This is a genomic window from Brevundimonas sp., from assembly GCF_041648115.1.
In the GTDB taxonomy this organism is placed as follows: domain Bacteria; phylum Pseudomonadota; class Alphaproteobacteria; order Caulobacterales; family Caulobacteraceae; genus Brevundimonas.
Map to the genome: position 1 here is coordinate 1 of NZ_JBAZPR010000009.1, position 18,490 is coordinate 18,490.

Sequence of the window (18,490 nt, forward strand, 5' to 3'; positions counted from 1 at the left end):
GAGCGGCTTGAATCCCTGATGAGAAGGCCCCGCCGTTTCCGGCGGGGCCTCGATCTATTCAGCGGTGAGGCCGAAACTTGCTCACGCGGCCGTTGAGCGGATCTTCCCAACGTCGCCTAAGAGTCAGTGGCAGTCATTTCAGAACTGGTGCGGGCGTCCGAACTCGAACCAGCACTCCATAAGATCCGAGTTTTAAGCGCAGTGCGTCTACCATTTAGCCACGCCCGCCTGCGGGGTGCAGCCGGAAGCCACGACGAATTCATTGGCTCCGTCTCGACGCTACACAGCGAGCTCTATTCCAAATCCTTGGCCGAACCTTAGCCAGCTCACGGGAACCATTATGATTTTGTCCCGCCCCCGCTCGACTGTAGAATGGCGGAACGAGCGATACCCACGAAGGCCTCCACGCTCAGTAGTTAATGCTTGGGCGTTACGCCGCTATTGCACGGTCGGCGACGAACAGTTTCGGATCCCAACGACTGGTGGTCTGACCTACGGCGTTGCGGCCGAGCTCTATGATGTTCAGCCGGTCGCCTTCGAAGGCAGGGCTGAGTTCCAAAGCTAGATAGTCGAAGAGGGACCGCTCATGCACAGCGATGATCACCTGCCGCTTCATCTGCTTTGACAGCGTCCGGAGAAGCGCCGCGAATTGCGCGATATGGACCTCGTCCATGCTTTGAACCGGATCGTCGATCACCAGCATGGGCAACTTCGCGTCCATGGAAAGGTGGAGAGCGAGGAAGAGAGTCAGAGCAGCAGTGTTCAGATTTCCCGCGCTCAACATTGCTCGAGGGTTACCACCCTTGCCACCGCGTCTGTGGTGGGTCTCCAGAATAGCCTCAATATCTGCGGCGCCGACGTCCGGAATGGCGAAGGCGGGAATGAAAGGCTCCTCCGGGGCCAAGCGCACGAACAGGTCACGCCACACCGCGTTTAGTTCATCGTTGAACACCCGCCGGACAACGTGACCACGCGCTTCGCGGGTTTGCCTCACGAGATCCTTTCCAAGCTCGATAATGGCATCCGCCGAGCTCTTTTGATGGCGGAGGATCGTCAATCTGGCCTCGGCTTGCTGCCGGAGCTCGCCCAGTCGTTTGCGCTCGATAACGTCCTGGCTCAGGATGGACACGGCCTCTATTGCGGAACGGCGCGCGCCTTGTCGGCCAGTCAGCGCAACCTCCTTCTCGACGAGCTTGATCCGGACTGCGTCGAGCAGGGCGCTTGTCGGCATGCCGTCGAGGACGGCTACATCGAAGCGTGCCGCGAGCTCTTCTAGGCTCAACCTCAACACGACGGACGATTGATCCGCGCTTTGAACCGCTATGACAGATCGAGCGACGCGCTCCGCTTCGGAGCGAAGACCATCACCCGACTGCATCGCTGGCAACATCTGCACGAGTTGGGTGGCTACCTCGGAGAGATCCGCGGCACGGCGTTTGAGAAGGTTGAGATCCGTGTCCGCGACGACCTGGGCTGATGCGGCCACCAGTTCGCGTTCGAGCCGGTTCACCTCGGCGTTGTTTTGCGCTCGTCCCTGTACGAGCGACTGTAGCCGGCCAGACTGCTCGACCAACGAGGCGATCTTTGCAGTCACATAGGCGTGCAGCGGCGTCGTGGAAATCTGCGAAAAATCCCGGTCGCAGACTGGGCACTGTTCCCCGTGGATATGCTCAGCGAGTTCCGACAGCCCCTCCGCCAAGCCGCCATCGCTCTCGGCGGCGGCTTCAATCTCCATGTCCAACCGTGCGACACGCGCGCGAACTTCGTCGAGCTGTTGAGATATCTCGTTGCGCCGCGCGAGCGCCAGTTCGTGGCTTGAGATAAGCTGACCTACCCGAGTGAGGTCACCCGTGATCCGTGTTTCCAGAGATCTGGCTCGATCCACAAAGGACGCTTCCTCCGAAACAGAGAGGTCGGCGAATAAGCCGGCGGCGCGCGTCAGGAGGGCGTTGATCGCAGGAGCCTGCGATTGCCTCCAAGCCTCGAGATTACTGCGGGCGATTTGTTGGTCGGCCTCGGCCTTGGCCCGTTCAGCGGCTCCGGGTGACGTACTCGTTGCCGCCATGCTCGCTTGCGATACGTCAAGCTCGCGCCGCGCCCGAACCAGGTCCACAAGCTCGAGCTCTTCTGGGTCGGTCTTCAGGCGGCGTGCAAGTTCTGGAAGATCGGCGACGATGACGAGCAGCGACGGATCGACGGTCGAGAGCGTGTCCCGCAGCTTCGGCTCTGTTTCGGCCAGACGCGCAGCGATCTCATCGTCTTGTCGCCGGAGATCGGCGACGCTTTTCTCGATTACGGGAATGTCGTCTCGGGCGAGGCCATAGGCGGGCACCGGGATCTTGAGCCTGGCGATGTTTCCTGCAGAATACAGGCCGCCGATCATCGCTTCCATCCGATCCAACCCCAGCAGCTCCTTCACGAAGCGCGTCAGCGGCGAGTCCGATTTCTTGTCAGTGTGCTGATAGATCTCAAGAAGGCGACCTAGAGTCGACTGAGCGAGGTAGCTGCGCTCGCTGAAAAAACTGGCTTCAGGTTCCTGAAGAAGCGGCGCTCCTGAGATGCCGCCAGTCGTAACCCTGAACTCCCCGGAACGAATAGCGCCATCGGCCTCTGCGATCTCCAGACGGATTTCTCCGAACGGTCGATCCTTGTGGGGAAGATAGGCTAGATAATCCGGCTCTGCGCGCGACAGCGCAGGAACGCCACCCGTCAGAGCCAGTTCGATAGCCGATAGGAGGCTAGTCTTTCCGGCACCGTTTGGGCCGTGGATGAGAACGATCGGCGCATCGAGCGAGACGTCGACAACCCCGTCGATACTGCGAAAATCCTTCACGTAGAGCGACTTCAACCGATACATCAGACGGTCTCCCCGTCATCCGGATCGCCGGGATCGAAGATTTGGGATATGGCGGCGTGAAAACGGGCGCGCACCGAGTCTTCGCCGAACTTCGACGCCTCGAACAGCTCACGCGCGAGCGGGTCGTCAGGTAGCGCCAACGACTCGCCTGTTCCTAGGTCACGATCGAGCGAGAGCGAGGCAGGCAGCTCAAGCGGTAACAGGATCGCCAGCTGGTCCCTGAGGTCGGCGGGATTGGCGGCTTCCTCCACCGCCAGAACACGGCCGACCTGAGCCAGCGCTTCCAGCGCTTTACCCACAGGCCGGGGGCCGACGACGATCGTGGTTAGAGGGCGATGGGACCGCATCACATCGAGCGCTCTGGCGATTCCGTCTACCTGCAACAGAACCTTGCGCTCACCATCAGCCATATCACCGATGATGACGAGGTCCGCCGAATGATCGACACCGGTGAAGGCACCTGCCACATCGAAGGTGAGGCCGGCAATCTGAAGAGGCGTGCCGATCCGTCGGTATCCGGCGCTGACGAGAACGTCGGCCACGCGCTCTGCAGGAACAACAGCTGTCACAGCGCCACCTTGCTGCGGAAGCGTTCGAGAAGATCCTCAACCTCGGAACCTGAAGCCAGCAACTCCTCGAGGCTGACCTCTCGCACGGTCGCGAGGCCCGTTCGGCCAGGAGGCCGGCGCGGAGACCGCGGCATTGCCGGCGGATTCTCGTGACTGTGGATGATCACCGCGTCGTCATTGTCCGCAATCAGTCCATTTGTGCCGAGGCGGATCGCCGCGCGCTGACTGGCGGCGAAATAGACGCGGGCGGGTCCGCTCCGTCCGGACAGTAGAAGCGCGCCTGAAGTCGCATCCGCCGCGTCCGGCTTCTCCGCGGTCCACAGACCACGCTCCAGACCCAGGCCGATCAGGCCTGAAGCAATGGCGAACTCGCAGACGCCGCTGCCTGCCAGTGTCGGATCGGCGGGCATGCGGTCGATGGCATCCGGCGAGATCGGCTTATAAACGCCACCCGATGCGTCCGGCAGGGTTCCATCACGCAAGATGGTCATCGCGCGGCCTGAAAGGGTGAGAAGCTCGCTCACCGCAATGGCAGTCGGCTCAAGCCCTTCGGAGATATGATTGCGCGCGTGTTCGAGCCCTCTGTGCAGCTTTTCCCGATCTGCATCCGCCAGATCCGGCAGCTTGTGGGTCACCAGCATCTTCAGCTTCGCCGTGATGACAAAGAGGTACAGCGCGAGAAGTAGCGGCTTGGCGTAGGCCTGGACCAGAGCCTCGTCTTCCATCAGCGGTCGATGTTCGGGGGTGTAGTCAAGGTGGTAGACGTTCTGAAGCAGGCTTTCCTGATCGCCTCCGAGTGCATTCTCGGAGAAGGCGTACGCCGGCGGATGGGACGGCCAACGCCACGCCAGCTGAGCTTCGGCCGCAGCGAAGAGCCCCTGAATGTTTGAGTCCTGAGCCGACAGACCCAGCATGAGGGTGGGTCTGGTGACGATAAGATGAGTGAGGAACGGCGCCACGACAGGGTTGTTCGCCACCCAGCCATTGATCTGGCTCTGGCGCGCTATGAGATGCTTGCGGAATTCACCGGGGTTGTTGAGCGCAGCCAGGGCGCAGCCGTGAAACTTGTAGAGATTGGCGCGGCGCCGAGCGCTTCGGACATCCGACGGTGCGACTGCGACGCGCAATATCGGCTGTGCGCCAGCGAGCGAGCTTATCGCCCGCTCTACCAAGGGGTCCCAGTTCGCCGACGGCATTTCAGAGGCGGCGCCCTCAATCGCCAGCGCCGCAAGGCAGAGGTGTTCAGCATCCGGCTCTATCGTCGCGTCGGCGTAGATACTGGCCGCATTGAGAATGTCCCAGAGCAGATAGTCGGCCTCTTCCCCGTCCACGGTCACATTCAGCATGCGGGCGTAGTTGTTGATCAAGCGGGCGGCCAAAATATCAAACGCCGGCCACTGGTCGGGGGAGAGGGAGAAATCGATCCCCGACTGCTCATCATCGCTCGGAGTGGTGAGCGCAACGACAGCAGTAAGCGCCTTGCGGAAGCGGCAGGCGTTGTCCGCCGACACGACCCGCGCTTGCAGTTCGATCAGGATACGCTTCGCCAGGTCTCGGAGGTCAGGCATCCGCTCTCGCGAGATCCCTGACCCGAGCCAGAAGACGTAACGATCATTGGCGACGCCGTCCGCAAGTTCGCGTTTGGGTCCGTCCAGCATGTCGAGCGTGGCGCGGACCGATATCGTAGCTGCCGGCGGCGCGGGCATTCAGCTCGCCGCCCGAGATGGCGTGGAAACGACGCTTATGCATCTGGGCGCCTGCCGCCAGCTGCATGGTCCATATTCGGGGTGAAGCCGGGACTCAGTCATCCTCTCATCATTAAACAACCGGAAGGACACGTCGATGACCGTTTCGTCCTTGGCGCAAAATGCGGTCAGGTCGGAGGTGAGGCGGCGGCACCGCCTCACCTCCACATTTCGTCTACCTATGCCCAGACTTTGTTCAACACGACTGCCGCCAGCGCTGCCTTGTCCTGAGGAAGAAACCGGCCGTAGTGCGCCTGAACGGTGGCCGGCGTGTCCTGGATCGCATAGCTGGCCTGCTCATATGAGCCTGTCGTCTTCAGAATATGGGTCGCGAGCACATCTCGGACACTGTGAGGACCGTGCGGCAGGAGTCCTGGAATCGCACCCCTGCCGGTGTACGGGTTGTGAATCCCGTAGCGCTGGATGATCAGGCGCCATGCCTCATAGAAGGTGGTCTGATTGTAGGCCGCGTTTGTGGACGTCCTCTTCCGAGTCTTCACAAAAAGCGTGCCGGGATCCGAGGCTCCTGCGAGCAGGACGGCGCGGTGCCTCGCGACATAGGCTTCCAGATACAGGTAGAGATCGCCAAGGTTAGGAAGCAGGAGGCGAAACGGCTTCTTCGAGAAGTAGGCCGATCCTGCGTTCTTGAACGCGGCGCAAGGCACGAAGACTTCCCAGCCCTCGTCCCGATCGCTCCATCGCAATTCGCCGCACTTCAGCCGTTCAAGTTCGCGTTCGGTCGTCGGCGTGCGCTCCCTCGGGCACAAGAGCATTTGACGCAGATTCTTCTGGCGAAGGCCGAGGTGCAGACCCAGCCTGATCATCAACAGCGACCGAACGCTTTCGGCAGTGGCGCGCGGATAGCGTCTCTCATCCGGCATGCGCCTGAGTATCTCCTCGGTGATCTTGCGATACTCCCCGACGGGACTGGCGGCCTCAAGGATCGGCAACAGAGGCTCGAACGGGTCACGGTGGATGCGGGCAACACGCCCGATTTCCCTTGCCCTCTGCAGCGCGTGCACCTTCAGCCGTTCGCAAGCGCCCTCCCAATCGTCGCGAGCGGTATCGACGTCGTCCGCGCTGACCAGGCAATCCAGTGGAACCAGGCGATCCGCCAGGGCCGGACTCTGGCGAATCCACCCGGTTTTCTCGCGGGTGAGCGCGGCTGCCAGGAGCAGCATCTCTGCCTCCCAACCGGTAAAGAAGCCCCGACGACGCTCACGCCACTGAACGTACCAGTCCCAAACCGACGGGAAGACGAGGTGAGCGAACGAGAGGTGTTCGACATTCGCCCCGAAGCCCTTCACCTCCCCTGACGGGGACGCCGCCAGGGCACCGAACAGCAGCGCAAGGTGTTCTCCGCGCTGGGCTGCCGTTTCATCTCCCCAGACGCCGGACCGCTGATATCCAATCTCCGTCAGTGTCGAGGACTTGAACCGGATAAGGGCGATCATTTCGCGCTGGAGCTCCGGAGGGGCCACCAGCTCCACGCATCCCTTCATCCCCCGTCCGCGCCGTTGCGGAAGAACCTCGGCGTCGAAGCGGAGCGCGAAGCGGTGTTTGGAAACCGCCGAATGGTACTGGCTGTACGCGGTCCCCCCGGAGAGGACATTCGTCCTGACCCATGCCAGGATTTCCGCGCGCTCACGCGCTGTACGCCGCGTGAAGTCGTCCGGAAGATGCCAGGCCAGTCGCCTCGCTTCCGATGGCTCAATATTTGAAGGTGCCAGACCGGCTGTGGCGCGAGGCTGCGCGAGACGAGACCGGAGGTAGCGGTTCGGCAGTCGATAGCGCTCCTCGATCATATCGATGACCTTCAGGCTGGCCGGCGTCTGGGGCGTCTTTATCCCGCGTCGCCAGTCAAAGATTGTCTTGCGGTCCGTCAGTCCGCCGGCTGCCTTGAGGGCCCTGTGAAGCCGGTGGGCTGGCTCGCCGTGCCGCCGCATCTGCAGGTCGAGCGCCGCATGGAAATCCAGCGGGTGGACATCGACTGGCCACAGCGGCTCCGGATGGGGGATGATTGGAATAGGCGGGCGGCCTCTCGGCCGCTTCGTCTCAGGGGCAACACTCGGGACAGACATGGTTTCTCCGCGGATCGTCGCCTCATGGCGACGCGGAGAAGACGAGCGGGAAGCCGTGGGCCCCTAAATCAAGTCCCCCAATTCTGATCAGGTTTTCACCAGCAGCCAAAGTTGCCTGTCTGCCCGACGCAAGCCAGCAGCCGTTGGCGGGTGCGACTGTCTGCTGGCAATTGCAGGGTCTTTGCGTGCGGCCCCTGCCCCTAAAGCTCAGGTGAGCCTGGCCCAGGCCGGCATGCGCTGATCCCGGAGCTCCCTTCCGAAGAAGGTCGCAAAATCCAGCACGTTGGAGTGCCGGTCGTATTCGGTATCCTTGGACTTCTTCAAAGTCTCAGGCACGACCAGACGGATATTCATGGCGGCCATGGCTTCGATCGCGGTCGCCGCAATGTTCTCGTCAACAGTCGCAAGGAAGAGATCGGCGCCCCCTCCCATCTCGTTCTCGACCTGCTTCCAGCGCTCCCGAAGTGTGGTCTTGGCGCTCAGGATCAGGCCGCGCTCGGCCCCACTCAGCGGGCGTCTGAAATGCGGCAGAGAGGGCAGGACGAAATCAGGTCTGCGCTTCGTAGCGTCCATCACGACCTGTTTCCCGAACGGCACAGCGGCTGCAGTTAGCATCGCCTCGATCTGGTGCTCGAAGGAGTAGCCGGCGCGGGATTTTCGCTGCTGGCTGGCCGACAGCATGATGGCGTCGATCTCCGGGACCGCGTCGACGATCCGGCGAATGACAGCCTTCATACCTGGTTCACTGGGCGTATCGCCGAAAATGGAGCGGACAAGCTGGACGGCCCGTTCGCGACGCTGGAACTCGCGGAACAGATCCCACTCGATCACCCGGCTGATCTGGCGGATGGCGTCGCCTGGTTTCGCAATCACAAACGGGTCGAGCGCCTCCAGGCCTGCATCCTTCAGAAAGGCTGTTCGAGCGAGCCCAGCCAGGTCGGCCGTGGCCGGCATGATGGCCCGCGCATCGGCGAACGAAGCGATGCTCCCGCTTATCCAGGCGAAGGCCACCTCTTCCGCGAAGTCCATCAAAAGATCCCGCTCGTTCGCGGCGATCGTCGCAGGCTCCAGCACCCCCACGACGAAGTCTGCGTCGAGGCCGAGCATATCAAGCAGTTGCCCGGCGGTCTCCGAGGCGGAATCAATCGTAAGGCATTCGTACGTGGAGAGGTCAGGCGCGAGGGGAGCCATCACAAGCCATGACGCCGGAGCCAGGGCGCTGAACGCGGCCTTCGGCAGCCGGGTCATGTGGGTTTCCTCGCCCTTGCTGGTGTAGTTCACCAGCCGGGTGTCATCCTTGGCCTCTCCGGTCTGGGGCCATTCAGTGCGGACCCACGCTTCCCGGATCGGATCGGCTCCCGGATCGGCACGTGTCTTGGCGATCAGCGGCGGGAAGAATCCGCCGTCACGCTCGGCTGCCGGAATGTAGACGCCGCCCTGGTGCTTGTTCGGGTTTGTCGACCAGTCGCGATCGTTGTTCGAGAGCTTCTTGACGAACACGCGCCCAGCCCGCGCGAGAAGCGCGGTCAGGAGGGCCCCATCCGGGTCCCCGGCAGCGAACAGATCGGTCTGGTCAGTCATCGATTCCCCAGCGTTCTGACACCCGTCTTAGAACAGGCCACTGATCCCTCCAACGGCGGCCGGCTCTCCCCGGCCGTGTCCACCGGAACAGTCCGGTCCGCGCCCACAGCGGCGAATGCGGCGTCCCCCTCCAGAAAAGCCGCGCATGCGGCGAGCACCATCTCGAGGGGCTGCCGTTCCCGGCCGCGCAGGGCGCATTCCCAGACGTCCATCACCCGCCAGCCGGCGGCGACAAGTTCGGCCCGGACGCGTGCGTCGCGCGCGATGTTGCCGCCGATCTTGTCGCGCCAGAACTGCGGACGCGTGCCCGGCCAGCGAAACAGGTTGCAGTCATGCCCGTGCCAGAAACAGCCGTGGATGAAGATTACTGCACGCCGCGAGGGAAAGACGAGATCGGGCCGGCCAGGAAGCCGGCGATCGTGAAGGCGGTAGCGATACCCAAGGGCGTGGACACCTCGCCGGATCATCATCTCCGGGCGAGTATCCCGGGACCCGATGCCGGCCATCATCCGGCTGCGGACCTCGGGACTTACGACATCAGGCAACGGCCTTCAAAGCCTCCCGCGCGCGGTCGCGGGCCAGCATCTCAGTGAGAGAAGGTTCCATGTAGCGGGCGATCGCCTCAATGACCGGAACGGCGACTGCATTGCCGAATTGGCGATAGGCCTGGGTGTCGGACACGTCGGCAGGGATGGTCCACTCCCGCTGATGACGGTCCCTTCCCTCCCCCGTAACGTACTCGAAGCCCATCAGGCGCGCGCACTCGATTGGCGTCAGGCGACGGGGCCGGGGCTGCTGGTCGATCAGGATTTCCGATCCATCCTTGTGGTAGCGGGCGGACAGGGTGCGGGTGACGCCTTCAGGGCCGAACAGGCTGTATCCGAAACCGTTTCCGGCCTGTTCGTGCTTGGCGCGGTAGTCCTTCAGATACTGCCAGAGCTTTGGCGTGAGAGTGTATTTTGAGTCCACCTCATTGTGGGACTGCAGGATCGAACCGAGCTTCGGCCATGTCTTCTGGTCCGGGATCATCCGGTCGAAGCCGCTGAAGCTGAAACCCACATCTTCGCGGAAGCCCACGATGAAGATGCGCTCCCGCTTCTGCGGCACCCATGGCTCGGAGCTGATCACCCGAACATCGATTTTATAGTTGAGTTCATTTTCGAGGATGTCGCGGATCACCGCAAATGTCCGCCGTCCATCATGGCGCTCGAGATGTTTGACGTTCTCCAGCAGGAAGGCCGGTGGCCTGTGATGCTTGAGGATGTCCCGGATGTAGAAGAAGAGGTTGCCCTGCTTCTCGTCGTCAAACCCGTGGGCACGCCCGAGCGAGTTCTTCTTGGAGACGCCGGCGAGAGAAAACGGCTGGCAGGGGAAGCCCGCCAGAAGTACGTCATGGGCCGGGATCAGCGCAGGGTTGTCGCCATAGGGCCGAATGTCGCCGGCCAGAACATGGTCGTCGCCGTCGAGAAAGTTGGCTGCGTAAGTCTTGCTGGACCACCGGTCCCACTCACTGGTGAAGACGCAGCGCCCGCCGATGCCTTCGAACCCCAGACGCATCCCGCCGATGCCGGCGAACAGGTCAATAAACCGGAACTTCCCTTCAGGTCGCGTGGCGAGCCGTGCCTCCGCCAGGGCGCGAACCCGATCAGCCACCAGTTTGGGAACAGGCGCCTCGCCGGTCACGTAGCGGCCGACCTGTTTCCACGAATAGCCCAGCTCGTCCTGGACGGTTTCGGGAGTGATGCCGGACTGCTTCAGCCAGAGGGCAAAGGGTTTCTCGGTGCTCATGTCGGCCGAATCTCATAACTGGGAGTCCTGAGGACGGGATGGCACGGTCACACCCAGCCTGCAAGGCAGATGTTCCGGTTTTGTTTACGCGCGAGCCCCGGACCGGCAGGTCACCAGCAGCGCCTGGGTGGGTATCAGCTGGTGAATACGGCGCCGGTCCGGACCGGCGATCGTGCACAGCTTTCGGCGCAGTATCCTGACACCGTCCGAATCGACGAGGATGATCGCGCGATCATTGATGGATCGGACGCAGCTCCAGTGCTCCATCCGCCCCGAAAGCCGGATCAGGACCGAGCCCGGACCTTCGGCCTCCACATGGTCGGACAGCTTGCGCCAGAAAAGATCAAGGCTTTCGGGCGACTTTCCGAACGCCCTGCGGCACTCCAGCTGCAGCCCCCGCATGTGCAAAAGCCAAACGTGAGCGTCACGTGTCATGGCCTGGAAGGTCCGGATCGTCGTACCGTCCGTGAGCGCGTCAGCCAAAAGCCCTCCGTCGGCCAGAACGCCGCAGAGCTGTCTGAAAAGCTCACTGCATTCCCAACGTCGAAGGCTGAAGCCGCGGGTGTGGGCCACAGCCTTGACGCTGTTAATCACAGCGTAGACACCGCACAGGCTGTCGAGACTGCCCTGTCTGTACATGCGCTCCCTTCCGAATGCGGCCTCAGCGGCCGTCAGGCCATGCGCCGGACCGCCGCTTCAGCATCCACAAAGACCGCATCGACGATCTCCCGCAGTTCCTGGGCCGGCAGCGCCCCCAGCGCCATGATCTCATTCCGCATTCGGATGCGGATGACGGCCGAGCGCATGATGGGCTGCATTGCTGCGCGGCCGTAGCGCTCGGCGGCGGCCAGCCACCCCTCGGCAAGAGCGAGGGCCAGCGTCCGGTTCGCTGCGATGGCGGGCCGCTCCAGGATCGCGACAAAGGCGTCCTCGGTCAGACCTTCTACGAGTCCCCAGCGCTCGCCGTGGCCTGTTCCACGGTCAAGGACCGTTCCGCGCATCCACAGGCGCTGGAAGGTGTTGCGAACCCCGCCGTGATGACGATCGGGCGCCTCTGCGTATCGCCACAGGGTAATCGGCCGAAACAGATAGGCGGCCATGAAGGCCCATACGTCATCGCGATGCGCTTCACCCGACTGCAGGATCGGCACCTGCGCCAGATGCCGGGCGCAGGCGGCATCGAACGCAGCACGTGCCGCGACTGTCGTGGCAATTGGGTAGCCCGCCTCCCGCGCGACCTTTTCCACGCCCTCCTTGAGGACGATGAGGTCTGCGCCGTGCAGCCGGCTTCCGCCTACCGCGCCATAGGTGATGGCGTCAGGCAGGTCGATGACCCCCGCAGCGCTGGCGGATCCCGGAGTGCCGGACAGGAGCTGGTCCACGGCCGCGGCGCTTAGCCGGGGAAGAAGGGTGACCGCCATCGTCAGAGCCTCACACTGGCGAGAATGGCGGACCGGAACTCGCCGGGCCGGTTCTCAAGCGCGGTCTTCGCTGCGGCGACGTCCGGGAAAGCCTGCTCAAGCCAGTGCGCCACCCGACCGGCGACGGAAGCCGGTTCAGCGCTGTCGAAATCCTCATGCCAACCCGCCCTCAGCGCGGCTTCGCACATCTGCGACACGACATCACCCATGAGCGCCTGAAGCGTCAGTTCGTCTCCTTCCTGAACGCGCTCCACGAAATCCTCCTCGTCGGCGTTGAGGTAGAGGCGTGCGGCGCCGTGGAAGTCGCGCCCCGGACTGGCGGGGCTCCAGGAGAGCATCCAGGGCGCGGCTTCATGTGGGCGACCGGCGAACACGGTGGAGAAGCTTATGACCTCCATGGGGAATCGTGGATCATCACCCTCGATCCGGGTGACGCACCGCTCATCCCACAGACGGGACGCCGCACGCCGGGGCGCGAGAGGATCGCCCGGCTCCAGGGCGGATGCCAGCAGGACAGAGGTCCTCAGGCTGAGCTGCGCCGACAGTCGGGAGGGATCAACGTGGATGGCGATCGCGCAAGGCTCTCCGGGTTCCAGGGAAAGGCGCGTCTGCCGCACGACTTCCCGGGGCAGGTCGCCCGGCCCCGTGCCGACTTCGATCAGGACCTCCAGCGTGTAAGGTTCGTCAGCGAGCCCAAGTTCGGCTGCGGCCTTCAGGTGGTCAAGCGTGATGACCCGTTCGAGACTGACGGCACTGGCGTAATCCCAGTCAGGCGTGATCTCCCCGAGGGGAGCTGGCGACTGGTTACCCACGGTGATCATCCAGGGTCGGGCGACGATGGCCGCGTCCAGTCGGTTGAAGGGCGCAGCGGTCCGGCGGCTCATGCGGATTCCGCCGGAAGCAGGGAGGCCCTGAGGCCCACGGCGCAGTCATCCGGCACGGAGACGCGAACGGTGAGTTCGCCTTCGAAATCCCCGATGTCCACCAGCGGCTGGACCTGGAAGATGTCGTCGCCGTCGCCGTCAACCTCGATGACGACAGGCGGGCTGACGACGTCCAGTCCGGCAGCCGCCACGCCGCCGCCATCCATCGAGATCGTGGGGGTGAGGTCCAGCCGGGTCAGGGCTCCGCGGCCCAGGACGGTGAGGGTGAACAGGGCGGTGCGTTCGCCCTCGAACATCTCCAGCCGCTGAAACGTCGGCTGGCTGACGCGGCGGCGTCCTGACGGCCCGCCGCCGCCGCCGCCACCGCCCCGTGTTGGCCCGCCGGCGCCGACGCCTGCGAGGAAGGCGCCGAGCATGCCGGCGACCGCCGCGACCGACCCTGTCGATCCTTCGCTCCCGCCCGAGGCCGCCCCCGGAGCGGCGACTTCGCTGGCCGCCTCCTTCAGTCGGGCAAGAGCCATTCTCACCCAGGTCCGCGCCGGCCCCTTCGGCAGGGCGGATGGGTCCCAGACGTCGTGGGCGGCTGGCTCAGAGCTTGCGAAAGCCTCTTCGACCTCCTTCTGGTCGCTGGTCACGAAGACACCGGCCCATTCGGTCCGCTCGTCCGCAAGCACAGGCCCATCCATGTAGCAGACAACCATTTCCGCCGGACGCATGAGAGCGATGCACGACGATCGTTTTGGCAGGAGACCTTCGGCACGGAACGCCGGCAGGCGATCGGCGCGCACGCCCCGGCTGATCGCCAGGCGTCCGAGGAAGGTCTGGGGTCGGTAGCTTCTGATTTCACGCCCCTTCCCGTCCCGGATCTCGTTCATGGCCCGCGCGAAGAGGTCGAGCGGCGGGCAGTCTTCAGGCCTTGGAGTTTCGAGGGTTACGCTCTCGACCTCCACGGTCAGGTGAATGCGCCGGTGCTCTGGCGTCGTGCCGAGCATGCGCGGCCAGAAGTTCCAGAGCACCCGCTCCAGGATGTGGACGCCGATGTCTGACACATCCGCTGATCCTGCACTGCCTTCAGTCCCGTCCTGATCCACGACGTCCAGCCGCAGGTCGGGGTCAAGGATCAGGATCGAAGTTCCCGTCGCGCCAGCCATGGTCCGCAGAGGAGCTCCGAGGGCTTCGGAGAGCGCCGCTGCCGCGTCGCCTGTCTGCGGCTCGCCAACTTTTCCGGCGTCGTCCGCCGCTCCCTGCACGCCCCACCAGTGCCGCCCGGTGTAGCGGCTCAGGAAACCGTTGCCCTCATCACGCTCGCCGGATTCGCCCAGATGGCAGGCCATCAGTCGCCGGGCATCCGCCCCTGCGCCGGGATCCTCGGCCAAGGTGTCGACAAGGACCGTGGAACACCGGCTCGTCCGGTAAAGGGACGCCTTGCCAAATCCATAGGTGCCGCCGCCAAGATCAGTGTTCCGGCGCGTGCCGACGTTGCGCATGAAGTCGATGAAGTCGGTCCGGTCGACACCGGCCGGGATCCGGTCAGCCCGCGTGGGACCGCCGAGACCGGTCGTCCCGAAGTCGCAGATCTCGAGCACGCGAGGGGTCTCTGCGTCGAGGAAGGCCGTAAGCGCGTCTGCGGAACTGCTGATGAAAGGCAGCTCGGCCAGCACCTGATTGCGCAGCACCGCAAGCTGATCGGGCGTCAGCGTGCGAAGCCGGATCAGGATTCGCGGCCCTTTTCCGAGCTTGGCGGCGTCACAGCTGTTCTGGATCGCTTCGCGCAGCACAAGCTGCAGCCCGTCCAGACGCGGAGCTCCGAGGAGCCGTTCAAACCCTCCGTCGCCCATGTTGCCGGTCGGCGCGTAGGGCTCTGAAAACAGACCAAGACGCGTCATGGGAGGGAGGCCGCCAGTCGCGCTTCCTGCGCCTGCATCTCCGCCTCATCAACCCTGAAGGCATCCGCTACGGCCGGGTCCAGCTCATAGGACAGGCCCTGAATGCCGGCAGGTATGACCCCTGCCGTAAAGGCGGAGGCGACAATCCTCGGGAAGCCCGGCTCGACTGTCCAGGCGTCGATGGCCTCGCAGTTGAACGAAATGCGGTTCCAGTCTTCGTCATCCGGATCATGGCATCCAAGGGCGACGAGCCCGCTTCGCAATCCAGCTGAACGTCCGGAATGATGTTCGATGTCGGCCACAAGCGAGGATACGGTCGCGCCACCCTGGGTGCGCTCCAGCGCGACGCGCCAGAGCTGCAGGGTTCCACCGACTGGCGCCTCCAGCTGGTCGGCGGACGAGATGGTGACCCGCCCCGCCGTGCGGCTCGAGGACTTCACCTCGATGGCGTGTGATCCGCCGCGGAAGTCATGGCGCTCGGGAACGGGTCCGAACCAGAGCGCGGGCGCGCCGGAATGACGCGCTGTGAGCCGTCGAAGGACAATAAGCTCGGCGACAAGGCCGCGAATGATGCGGTCATCCACCGCATCGGCTTCGCGGCTGGCGAACAGGGCACCCAGATCATTGATCGCAGTGACCAGCGCATCTTTTGCTGGCTCCCCACTGACGACGCGGGTCAGCACCGCCTCCACCAGATCCGCGAACGCCCGGTCGAGCAGCGGGTCAACGCAGGTCACGACCAGATAGGCGCGACGCTGTCCTGCACCGGTCAGTGATGCGGCGCCGACTTCCAGGGCGGGTGGCGTGTCTAGGGCCGGCCGTCGCGTGCCCGCCGCCACGGGAAGGAGCAACTGGGCTTGCCCCCGCTCGTTCAGCGCAAGCGCGGTCAGGCCATGACCCGTGCCGATTGTCAGCGTGCTCACCGGCAGCCCGTCAGAAGTGGCGACGGCGCCGCTACGCAGGGAGGTCCAGCGGGCGTGGATCTCGTTGACCAGACTAGACATCGGCAGTCTCTTCGAGACCGGCGGCTTCTACCGCTTCCATGTCTTCCTGCTCCATCGCCTCGAGTTCCTCGGCGGATGGGGGCGCCAGCTCGACGCTGACGAGGTCGCCGCCGTGATCCTTGGAAAGGGGCATCACAAGCCCCAGGCCAATAATGTCGTGGACGGCGTCCATGGCGACCCGCGCCGTGCTTCCGTTTTTCGCCGGGGAGGCCCGGTCGATCGGGTAAAGAAGGAGAAGCGGACGCTCGCCCAGCGCTTCCCGACGTTCCGTTTTGAGCGCCTCCCAGTCGCCGTCACCGGCGTCTCCGGGGACATCAAAGGCAATGTCGGGACGCGACATGAGGCCCTTGATGTCGGCCAGCGCGTCGACACCCTTGAGCCGGGAGCGCCTGACCATGCTCACCGGGCCCAGATCCCCGAGGGGCTCGGCCGACGGCGTTCCGTCGAGCGCGGTGACGACCCCGACATTCCAGTGCTGTAGGGCCGGGTGATCCTGCTCCAGGAACTGCAGAAGAAGTCCGGTATCAAGATCTTGATGGGTCGGATCGATGCGATAGTCCCGGATGAACCGGATCACGGCGCTGCGCGGAACGTCGCGGAAGAGCAGGCGGGTGAAGCTGGCGTCGCGGCTGCCTTCCGCGCCTGCAGCCTCGACCAGCCGGCCGGCGGCCTTCCAGTTGGCTTCGAGCAGCTCCGCGTTGTTGCGGGCGAAGCGGATGGTCTGGAGATGTCTGCCCCAGTAGCCGATGCTGACACGACGGGCGTGCCGCATCTTGTTCCTCGCTACGATGGCCATTCCCGGTATCCTCCGGATCCGAACGGCGAAGTCCATGGGGGTCACCAGAGGCCTGCGACTGTAGCTGCCGATGTCCTCGCGGATCTCTGCTTCAACGGCGGCGAGAGACTGGAAGCGCACGCGCAGCGCTTCCGGCATCCAGAGCCGCGGCAGGTCCTCATAGCCATTCCGGTAGCCAAACCACCGCCCCATCTGAAGGAGGGTGTCGTACTGATTGGACGTCCGAAGGAAGTAACTGACGCAGAGGCCTTCGAGGGTCAGTCCCCGTGCCAGGATGCTGCCGCCCACCACGATGTAGGTGACCGGCCCTGAGGTGTAGTCGATCCGGTCATCGCTGGCGCCGTTTTCGACCGGCACGTGCAGGGCTCCCAGGACCGCGGGCACGAAGCTGCTGATCTGGCTGAAGCTCTCGGCGCCGCCAGAGCGGGCGACGCGCCCGGCCTCCTCGTTCCAGACCTGTTCAAGCGCCGTCCAGACGGCGCCCGTCCCGTTCACCAGCGCCTTGCGGTTCTCGTCCAGCCAGGCCTCGATCAGTGCGGCGACCCTTTCATGCATGACGATCGCCGACGATGTGTGGACCAGCATCGACATGTGTTCCTGCTCCTGACCTCTCGCCCGCCGGGCAGCGCAGGATGCGATGAAGTACAGGATCGCCTTCTCGAGGCTTGCGGTCATCTCAACCACAAAAGTGGCCTGGGCCTTCTGACTGGGCGCCTGAAGCCTGGCTTCCTCGTCGGCCGTCACCTCGCGCACGACATCCATGCCGTCCTCGTCCGGCTGCGGGTTCGCCGGATCGACCGGCGTGCGCCCGAACAGCTTCTGGGTCCCGAAATAACCATCGGGCAGCGGCAGGGCAGTGATGAAGTCCCGCGGATAGAGATCGTCCAGTGTGTCGGTCTGGTCGGCGTAGGGATTGATCAGGACATTGGCGAAGGGCGTGGCGGTGTAGCCGACGTAGGACACCGACGGCAGCGCCTTCAGGATCAAACGGATCTGTTCATTGATCCGGGACATGTCCATTTCCCGCGAGGCGGAGTTCACCGTCGCCTGGTCACATTCGTCATCGATCAGCAGAACCTTCAGCCGGCGCATGTCCGATGCAGGCGTTTTGGCGATCACCTTCAGCAGGCGTTCGAGCGGTGCGACGTTCTTCTTCATCACGGCGATCTGGGCGCGGTCCATGCCCATCAGGTGGCCCTGCGCCGGGATCTGGAACTCCCCCTTGATGTCCGTGGTCGTCAGCAGATGCCACAGGGTGGGATGGCGTTTGACGATGTCCGCCTCGAGCCGGCGCTGGGTCTGCTGACGCAGTTTGTCGGTCAGGCCGGCGAAGACGAGGATCAGACTGTAGCCGCGATCGACCGCCTTGGAGATCACCGCCGTCATATTGGCGGTCTTGCCAGACTGTACATATCCGACGACGAGACCGCGCGACGAGAAGGTTTGCTGCCGCGGATTTTCCAGCAGCGAGACCACCTCGCTCGACGCTTCGTCAATGACATCGACGGTATCTTCGTCCCAGCCCTTCGCCCCGGTCAGATAGGTCTTGAGCGCGCTCCAGTGGTGATCGCCCGGCTGGGGTCCGTGATACCACTCCGGCCGCTCGCGCAGGATCGAATTGCGGCGGAGAATGGTGATCCGGAACTCCTGCTTCAGAAGCTCTGCGGCCTCCGCAAGATCCGCCCACGCCGGTGTGTCGGGCGGCAACACCCCTTCCAGACTTCTGCGCACCGAGAGCACGGCTGCGTCGATATCCCCGGTCCCGGGCAGGGCATCCCGGACAAGTTTCAGGAAGTGAAGGGCCTGAGCAGACGGCAAGATTGTTTCTCCGTGAGAACAGGGTTCTGCTTGAACTGATTCGCAGCGGTCGAGAGGAGA

The 18,490-nt window shown here is 63.9% G+C and carries 13 protein-coding genes; all 13 read right to left on the reverse strand.

Annotated elements, in window-relative coordinates:
* Nucleotides 1–430: 430 nt before the first annotated feature.
* The 13 genes from WC597_RS09370 to WC597_RS09430 all read right to left on the reverse strand — a co-directional run bounded on the left by WC597_RS09370 (nt 431) and on the right by WC597_RS09430 (nt 18,430).
* Complete coding sequence (locus WC597_RS09370; protein WP_372693085.1) at nt 431–2,857, reverse strand: AAA family ATPase; 2,427 nt, start codon at nt 2,855–2,857, stop codon at nt 431–433.
* Nucleotides 2,857–3,399: a hypothetical protein gene (locus tag WC597_RS09375; protein WP_339870517.1), complete on the reverse strand. Its 543-nt coding sequence runs from the start codon at nt 3,397–3,399 to the stop codon at nt 2,857–2,859. The genes WC597_RS09370 and WC597_RS09375 overlap by 1 nt, the downstream gene beginning before the upstream one ends.
* Before the next feature lie 23 nt (nt 3,400–3,422).
* The gene (locus WC597_RS09380; protein ID WP_372693086.1) at nt 3,423–5,132 is read right to left on the reverse strand and encodes an SIR2 family protein; all 1,710 of its coding nucleotides are present in this window, start codon (nt 5,130–5,132) and stop codon (nt 3,423–3,425) included.
* 218 nt (nt 5,133–5,350) lie between these two features.
* A complete protein-coding gene (locus tag WC597_RS09385; RefSeq protein WP_372693087.1) occupies nt 5,351–7,252 on the reverse strand; it encodes a hypothetical protein in 1,902 nt (633 codons plus the stop codon).
* 207 nt (nt 7,253–7,459) lie between these two features.
* Entirely contained in the window at nt 7,460–8,833 is a 1,374-nt protein-coding gene (locus WC597_RS09390) for a type II restriction endonuclease (protein WP_372693088.1), read from the reverse strand.
* Nucleotides 8,830–9,378: a very short patch repair endonuclease gene (locus WC597_RS09395; RefSeq protein WP_339870522.1), complete on the reverse strand. Its 549-nt coding sequence runs from the start codon at nt 9,376–9,378 to the stop codon at nt 8,830–8,832. Before WC597_RS09395 ends, WC597_RS09390 begins: the two co-directional genes overlap by 4 nt.
* A complete protein-coding gene (dcm, locus tag WC597_RS09400) occupies nt 9,371–10,621 on the reverse strand; it encodes a DNA (cytosine-5-)-methyltransferase (protein WP_339870523.1) in 1,251 nt (416 codons plus the stop codon). The genes WC597_RS09395 and dcm overlap by 8 nt, the downstream gene beginning before the upstream one ends.
* Nucleotides 10,622–10,705: 84 nt before the next feature.
* Nucleotides 10,706–11,260: a hypothetical protein gene (locus WC597_RS09405; RefSeq protein WP_339870524.1), complete on the reverse strand. Its 555-nt coding sequence runs from the start codon at nt 11,258–11,260 to the stop codon at nt 10,706–10,708.
* A 32-nt stretch (nt 11,261–11,292) separates the two neighbouring features.
* On the reverse strand, nt 11,293–12,042 hold the full coding sequence (locus WC597_RS09410) for a hypothetical protein (protein ID WP_372693089.1): 750 nt from the start codon (nt 12,040–12,042) through the stop codon (nt 11,293–11,295).
* A 2-nt stretch (nt 12,043–12,044) separates the two neighbouring features.
* Nucleotides 12,045–12,926 carry a hypothetical protein gene (locus WC597_RS09415; protein ID WP_339870527.1) on the reverse strand — a complete coding sequence of 294 codons (882 nt, stop codon included), beginning with the start codon at nt 12,924–12,926 and terminating at the stop codon, nt 12,045–12,047.
* Nucleotides 12,923–14,812, reverse strand: a complete 1,890-nt coding sequence (locus tag WC597_RS09420; RefSeq protein ID WP_372693090.1) for a hypothetical protein — start codon at nt 14,810–14,812, stop codon at nt 12,923–12,925. The genes WC597_RS09415 and WC597_RS09420 overlap by 4 nt, the downstream gene beginning before the upstream one ends.
* Nucleotides 14,809–15,816 (reverse strand): PD-(D/E)XK motif protein, encoded by a 1,008-nt coding sequence (locus WC597_RS09425; RefSeq protein WP_339870530.1) that lies wholly within the window; start codon nt 15,814–15,816, stop codon nt 14,809–14,811. The genes WC597_RS09420 and WC597_RS09425 overlap by 4 nt, the downstream gene beginning before the upstream one ends.
* A complete protein-coding gene (locus WC597_RS09430) occupies nt 15,809–18,430 on the reverse strand; it encodes a Z1 domain-containing protein (protein WP_339870531.1) in 2,622 nt (873 codons plus the stop codon). The genes WC597_RS09425 and WC597_RS09430 overlap by 8 nt, the downstream gene beginning before the upstream one ends.
* Between the last annotated feature and the right edge of the window lie 60 nt (nt 18,431–18,490).